The sequence below is a fragment of the Phytoactinopolyspora endophytica genome (assembly GCF_004138495.1).
Lineage (GTDB): Bacteria > Actinomycetota > Actinomycetes > Jiangellales > Jiangellaceae > Phytoactinopolyspora > Phytoactinopolyspora endophytica.
Genome location: NZ_ML142864.1, coordinates 83,862 through 90,145, shown reverse-complemented (window position 1 = coordinate 90,145; position 6,284 = coordinate 83,862). Strand labels below are relative to the sequence as shown.

4 protein-coding genes are annotated in these 6,284 nt (G+C 66.4%); all 4 read right to left on the bottom strand.

The window, feature by feature from the left end; genetic code table 11:
• On the bottom strand, positions 1-661 hold a 661-nt coding region (locus ELR45_RS39055), incomplete at its 3' end, for a DegT/DnrJ/EryC1/StrS family aminotransferase (protein ID WP_205857259.1).
• Positions 662-700: 39 nt separating this feature from the next.
• Positions 701-3,037, bottom strand: coding sequence for an OmpL47-type beta-barrel domain-containing protein (locus ELR45_RS25600; protein WP_129668871.1), 2,337 nt, complete (start codon positions 3,035-3,037; stop codon positions 701-703).
• 292 nt (positions 3,038-3,329) lie between these two features.
• Positions 3,330-5,444, bottom strand: coding sequence for an NHL repeat-containing protein (locus tag ELR45_RS25595; protein WP_129668870.1), 2,115 nt, complete (start codon positions 5,442-5,444; stop codon positions 3,330-3,332).
• Positions 5,445-5,553: 109 nt separating this feature from the next.
• A partial coding sequence (locus ELR45_RS25590) for a carbohydrate ABC transporter permease (RefSeq protein WP_165368095.1) occupies positions 5,554-6,284 on the bottom strand: 731 nt, incomplete at its 5' end.

The window sequence follows — 6,284 nt, the reverse complement described above, 5'->3', positions numbered from 1 at the left end:
CTGCGTCCCCGGTAACAGTGAGGCCGCCGTCACCGGCTGTGATGTGCTTCGTCTGCTGCAGACTGAAGCAACCGAGATGTCCCACGGTCCCGGCCAGTGCCCCGTCCGGCGCGCACCGCGTCAGGTACGCCTGTGCGCAGTCCTCGATCAGCACGATGCCGTGTTCGTCGGCCAGCGTACGCAGCTCAGCCACGGGCGCTGGCTGCCCGAACAGGTGCACCGCGATGATCGCCCGGGTCCGGCCCGTGATCTTCTCCCGGACGGCGTCAACGTCCAGGTTGCCGCTGTACGGCTCGACGTCGGCGAAGACCGGGACGGCGTTCTGCATCATGATCGGCAGCACCGTCCCGGCGTCAGAGAGGCCGGTGGTGATGATCTCATCGCCGGGTTCGGGATCGACCGCCGCGACCGCCAGGTGCAGCGCGGCAGTACCGGAGCTTGACGCGGCCGCATAGGCGATACCCATGTAGTCGGCGAACTCCGCCTCCAGCCGACGCGTCTCCGGGCCGATCGTGCTGTTCAGCATCCCGCTGCGCAGCACGCGTTCGGCCGCCGCCACCTCGTCGTCGCCGAGCCGCCGTCCGGCGGCGCTCGCCACGCCCGGAAACGGTGCGGTACGCACCGGCGTCCCGCCATCGATGGCGAGCCTGTCCCGATCCATGAGCTCTCCTTACTCACATGGCTTACTTGCTGGAGACTTTCAATCCACGATCGTGAACGACACGGACTCGATCGCGGACGCGTTCCATGCGTTGTCGACGGCGCGGTACTCGACGACGTGGTCACCGGCGCCCCCGACGACGACGGCGCGACGGTACGTCTCCCAGGCGCCACCGTCGACACGGTAGTGGATCGCCGCCACGCCTGTGTGGTCATCGGAAGCGGACAACCGAACCACGCGCCGTCCACGGGAGACGTCTCCGGTCGGACGCACCTGTGCCTGCACCGTCGGAGGTGCCGTGTCCTCGGGCAGCTGGTACCGCATGAGATGCGTGCCGAGACCGATGAAGTACAGGTCGCCGTACCGGTCGATGGCCAGATGCCGTGCGACCCCACCATCGCCTTCGATACTGGTGGTCCCGTCGTACAGGACGGTCATCTCCTCGGTCACCCGGTCGACGACGAACAGCCGCTCCAGGGTCACGCCGAACATCCGCCCGTTGTCGATCAGCAGGACGTGCTCGTTGCCGTAGCGGCTACCGTCGGCTTCATCGAAGAGCACGATGCTGCGCACCACCGTGCGGTCAGACGGATCGAACTCGAACAAGGTGCCACCGGCCAGTCCCCAGATGTGGCCGCTCTCGTCGACCACGAGCCCGGCCACCGTCGTCGCGCCCGGCACCGGCACCATCTCGAAGACCGTCTCGTGCGTTTCCGGGTCCCAGCCGAACAGTTTGGCCTCGTCCGTCACCGGATCGATGCCGTAGCCACCGTTGATCGATGTGCCGCCGTACAGCAGGCCGTCGTCGTGCAGCACGAGCGACACCGGAGTCTGGTTCTCCACGACGCCGCGGAACACCTCGACGTCGTTCGTGTCGGGATCCCAGAGCGTGACCGCACCGTTGTGCCGCCCGGTGACCGGCACCGACGCGACGGCCACCCGGTCGGCGAGCTCGACGAACGACTGGCACCGGTTCTGCTCGTACGTATCCAGCTGGACCGTCGGACCAGGGTTGGTCCCCATACTCCAGGGCTGGCTGACATCGAACCGGTACAGCCGGCCCTGCGGGTAACGGCCGAACACCAGGTCGCCCTGGAAGGTGCCGAAGCCCTCGATCTGGCTGGTGCCGTTCAGCAGCACATGCTCCCCGGTGTCCGGGTCCCACTGGCCCATACCGGGCGGACTGAGGTAGGCACCGCTGTAGATGTTGCCTTCCGGTCCGGTGCCGATCGATACCAGCTGGGCTCCGGCGCCCATCAGGGACGGCTGCAGGTAGTAGCCTGCGCCGGCCTCCAGCTGCCTGGCATAGATCCGGCCGCTGTTCCAATACGTGAGCGCCAACGACAGTCCCGGCGCGTCGGGATCCGCCAGGTCCACCCATGCCCAGGACTCCGGCGTGGCGTTCGGGCTCCACCCGGTGGACTCGAGTTCACCTGTCTCCAGGTCGTAACGCTTGATCGTCCCGCTGGAGCGGACATACACGGAGCTGCCGGTCTCCGGGTCCAGCGGTGACACCCCGTATCCGCCGACGCTCGGAATCTCATCCGACCAAGCATCCGCCGCCAGATCACGGACATAGGTTCGCCCACCGGTGGTGACGAAGAGCAGGTCACCCCGCACGTCGATGCTGTTGACCTTGCTGTCCACCGGCCCATCCGGCAGCTCCACCTCGACGAACTCGCCGGTGGCCGGGGAATACCTGGCGAGCCGGCCGTTCGGCTGGGTCCCTACATAGATCTCGTCGCCCACCTGCCGGACGGCTCCGATGTACTGCTCACCTGACAGCGCCTGACCATGGTCGGTCACATCGCCCGTTGCGGGGTCATACGAGAACAGGATCCCGCCGGGATACGTGCCACCCCATACGATCCCGTCGTCACCGACGCCGATCTCCCAGATCCGCTGCCCGTCGAGCGCCTTGCCCAGGTGCTCCACGTCGTCGTCGCCGGGATGGTACCGGTAGAGCTCGCCACTGTCCGCGGTACCGAAGTACACGTCACCTGTGGTCGGGGAGACACCCATGGTCCGCTGGCTGGACCGGCCCGCCGCGATGCGGACGTCGACGACGGTCTCCTTCGTGCGGAGATCGACGACGCCGAACTCGCCGTTGGTCGTCGCGTTTCCCTCGATGAAGAAGTACGCCTGCGGCTCCCCGTCCGGTCCCGGGCCTAGCGCGGAGCTCAACGCCTGCGTCTTGTGTACCGGTTCGCCTAAGTCGTCGACCGCACCCGGGTCAGCGTCCGACGTCGTGGCCGGGCTTGCCGCCATGGCCTGAAGCGGTGCGGAGCCCATTGTGAGCGCGGCTGCACCCATACCGCTGATCTTGAGAAAAGTACGTCTGTCAGTCGACTTGCTCGTGCCAACGTTCTCGGTCATGCAAACGTCTCCTTCGCTAAACGGGAGGAACTAGGAGCTGACGTGTCGGAATGAACTACGAGTTGACGAACTGGGAAGACGGGACGACTGAGGTGACCCGAGAAGGTGGGGAGGGAGGATTTCTTCGACCGATCTTCGGCGGCGGTAGGCCGACGCAACCAGCGGGCCAAGCCGCCCGCCGGCCGCGTGAGAGGGAGGAGAAATCCTCCCTCCCCACCGACCAGCCGAGCCCACAGACCACGGCGAGGTCAGGCCAACTAGGGGCTGCTCCACGCAACCGACGCGCCGACCCTCAGGCGGGTGGCTCCCACACGTACAGCGTGGCGGCGGACGACATGACCAGCCTGCCGTCGTCCACCACGGTGACCAGGCGGTACGGGAACTCACCCAGGTCTTCAACATCGCCGTTGGTGGTCCGCACCCGGAACAGCCGCCGTGCCACATTCACGTACAGGGCGCTCGCCCCCGGCACCTGCTGAACCCCGCCGGCCAGCGACGGGAAGGTCATCCCGGTGGTGTCGACTTCGCCGGGAAGGTCGATCTCCTTGGTCACCTGGCCGGTGTGCGGGTTGAGCCGGAGCAACGTGGTGCCGGCGAGGGTCCACAAACGGCCCTGCGGATCGAAGACGAGCCCGACGTAACTCGTGGCGCCGGCCAGCGGGGAGACCTGCCACAGCACCTGGTCCTTCCTCGGGTCGTAGGCGAGAACTGTGCCCTCGGACTGCGGCGGATCATCCGTTCCGGTCCCACCGTTGATCCAGCTGCCCGCGTAGACGACCGCGCGTCGCACAGCCAGCGAGGTGAATGCCCGCTCCGGCGCCAGATCTTCCCGGATCTCCACGTCACCTGTCCGGTCGTCGTAGATGGTCAACGTGCCACCGTAGGCCGAGCGTTTGGGACCGGTTGCAGCAAAGGTCAGCGAGCCGCTCCGCGCGAGCGCGAAGACGCGGTCCTGGGGCCTGCCCTCATAGCTCGAGAAGTCCCACAGCTTCACCGGGTTGACCTCGGTCCCGGGTGGGCCGGGATTGTAGTCCGGATCGTTGAACGGCGCCTCCGGGTCATAGCGGTATCCGCGCGCGTCCGGGTAGGCACCGAGCCACACGTCGGTTCCGTCGTCGTGAATCGACTCGGTCTGCGACCAGCGGTGGAACTCGGCGCTGCCGTCGTCCACATCTACCCGGGCGAATCCGCCCAGAAATCCACCGGCCCAGACACCCCCGCCGACGGCGGTCGCCAGGGAGAGCACCTCGATCGGCTCGCCCGGCACCTCGGACTGTACGATCTGTGACTCTCCGGTGGTGGGGTTGTATCGCCACACTTCGCCCCGCCAGAAGTACCCGGTAAGGGTCTGGCCGGGCCAGTCCGGATCATCCAGCTCGACCCAGCCCACGCCGCGATAGTTGTAGACCCGGCCCGGGTAGATCAGCGACGTCTCGACCACCTCGCCGGTGTCCGGATGGTAGGCGCTGAGCGTGTTCTCCCGCATCACGTAGATCTCACCGTCCGGCCCGGGCTCCGGGAGACTCAGCCCCGCCACCTGGGTGATCGGCTCGTACCAGGTGTCGCTCGCCAGGTCGTATCCGAAGAGCGGAGCGTGCTTGATATCGGTGCCGACACGAACGTAGATCCGGTCGCCGGTGACGTCGATGCCGAAGATCGAGGATTGCGGGTTGTCCGGGGCCGCGCCGTCCGGCAGCGGGATCTCCCTGCTGTCGCCGGTCGCCGGGTCCACTTCGAGGAAGTGTGCCGGCGTCATGGTGCCGACATAGAGCTTGCCCTGATACGCGGCGATGGTCCGTGCCTGTTGCGTGTCGGTCACCAGCCGGCCGTAGTCCTGCACGTCCCCGGTCGCCGGGTCGTAGGCGTAGAGCATGGCGCCTGGGTACGTCACACCGTAGAGCCGGTCGTCCGGTCCGATCGTGATGTCCCAAAGGAACGTCTGGCCGGGCAACGGCTGCCCGAGGTCCTCGATGGTGTCGCTGGCCCAGGCCTTCCGGTACAGATGCCCGCCGCTGTATGCGGCGACGTAGATGTCCCCGTTGGGGGTCACCTGCACCGAGTAGGAGCCGCCGGAGTTCTCCAACGGCTGGGTCCACAACACGTCGTGCGTGTTCGCGTGGACCGCTGCCAGGGTGGCAGGCTCACCGATGATGACCCCGTAGATCGTCGGCACACCTTCCGGTGTCGTCGTCACGGCAGCGCCGATCAGGTTGACGTCTCTGAGTGGCTGGCCCAGCGAGACAGGTTCTCCCCCGCTTACAGCCGCCGACCCGCGCGCCGCGACCGCGGGGCCGGCGAAGGCCGCGGCCGACGCGGTGGTCAGTGCGCCGGCGAGCAATGCCCGCCGGGACACGTCTCTCGGCGCGGCTCCGCCCCGCGCCACGCCCGTGCTGGAGCGATCGTGCATCACACATCCTCCTTGTTGTGTCGTGATCTCTTGTGACGACCGTCGAGATGCGAGGTGACCAGAGGGGTTCGCTCGCCCACCTCTGAAAGCCGGCCGAGACCAACGAGGCTCAGCCCTTGATGCCGGACATGGTCACGCCCTCTTTGAAGTACCGCTGGCCGATCAGATAGGCCATGAAGATCGGGACGAACGCCACCACCGAGCCGGCGAGCACCACGTTGAGCGGCACATTCTCCGCGTTCATCGACGCCAGGCCGGTGGTGAGTGTGCGCATGTCATTGCTCTGCCCGATGATCAGCGGCCACAGGAAGTCATTCCAGTGCCACAGAAAGACGAACACACCGAGCGTCGCCAGGATCGGTTTGATCAGTGGCACCACGATCGACACGTACATCCGCCATTCCGAGCAGCCATCGACCGTGGCCGCCTCGAACAGCTCATCGGGCAGTGACTTGATGAACTGCCGCATCAGGAAGACCGCCTGGGCGTTCGCCAAGGTCGGCAAGATCAGGCCCCAGTACGAGTTCACGCCGCCGGCGTTCGAGATCAGGATGAACACCGGGACGACGGTGATGTGGTACGGAACCATCAGCATCGCGATGAACGACCAGAACATCACCTCCTTGCCGGGGAAACGCTTCTTGGCGAACGCATATCCCGCCAGCGAGGAGAAGAAGAGGACACCTACGACGGACACGACCGAGTAGATGACCGTGTTCAAGGTCCATCGGAGCAGGCTCCTCGCGCCGATGACCCGGTCGTACGCCTCCATGGACAGGTTCCATGGGATGAGACTGTCCGGCAGTATCACCGGACCGACCGGTTTGAACGACAGGACGA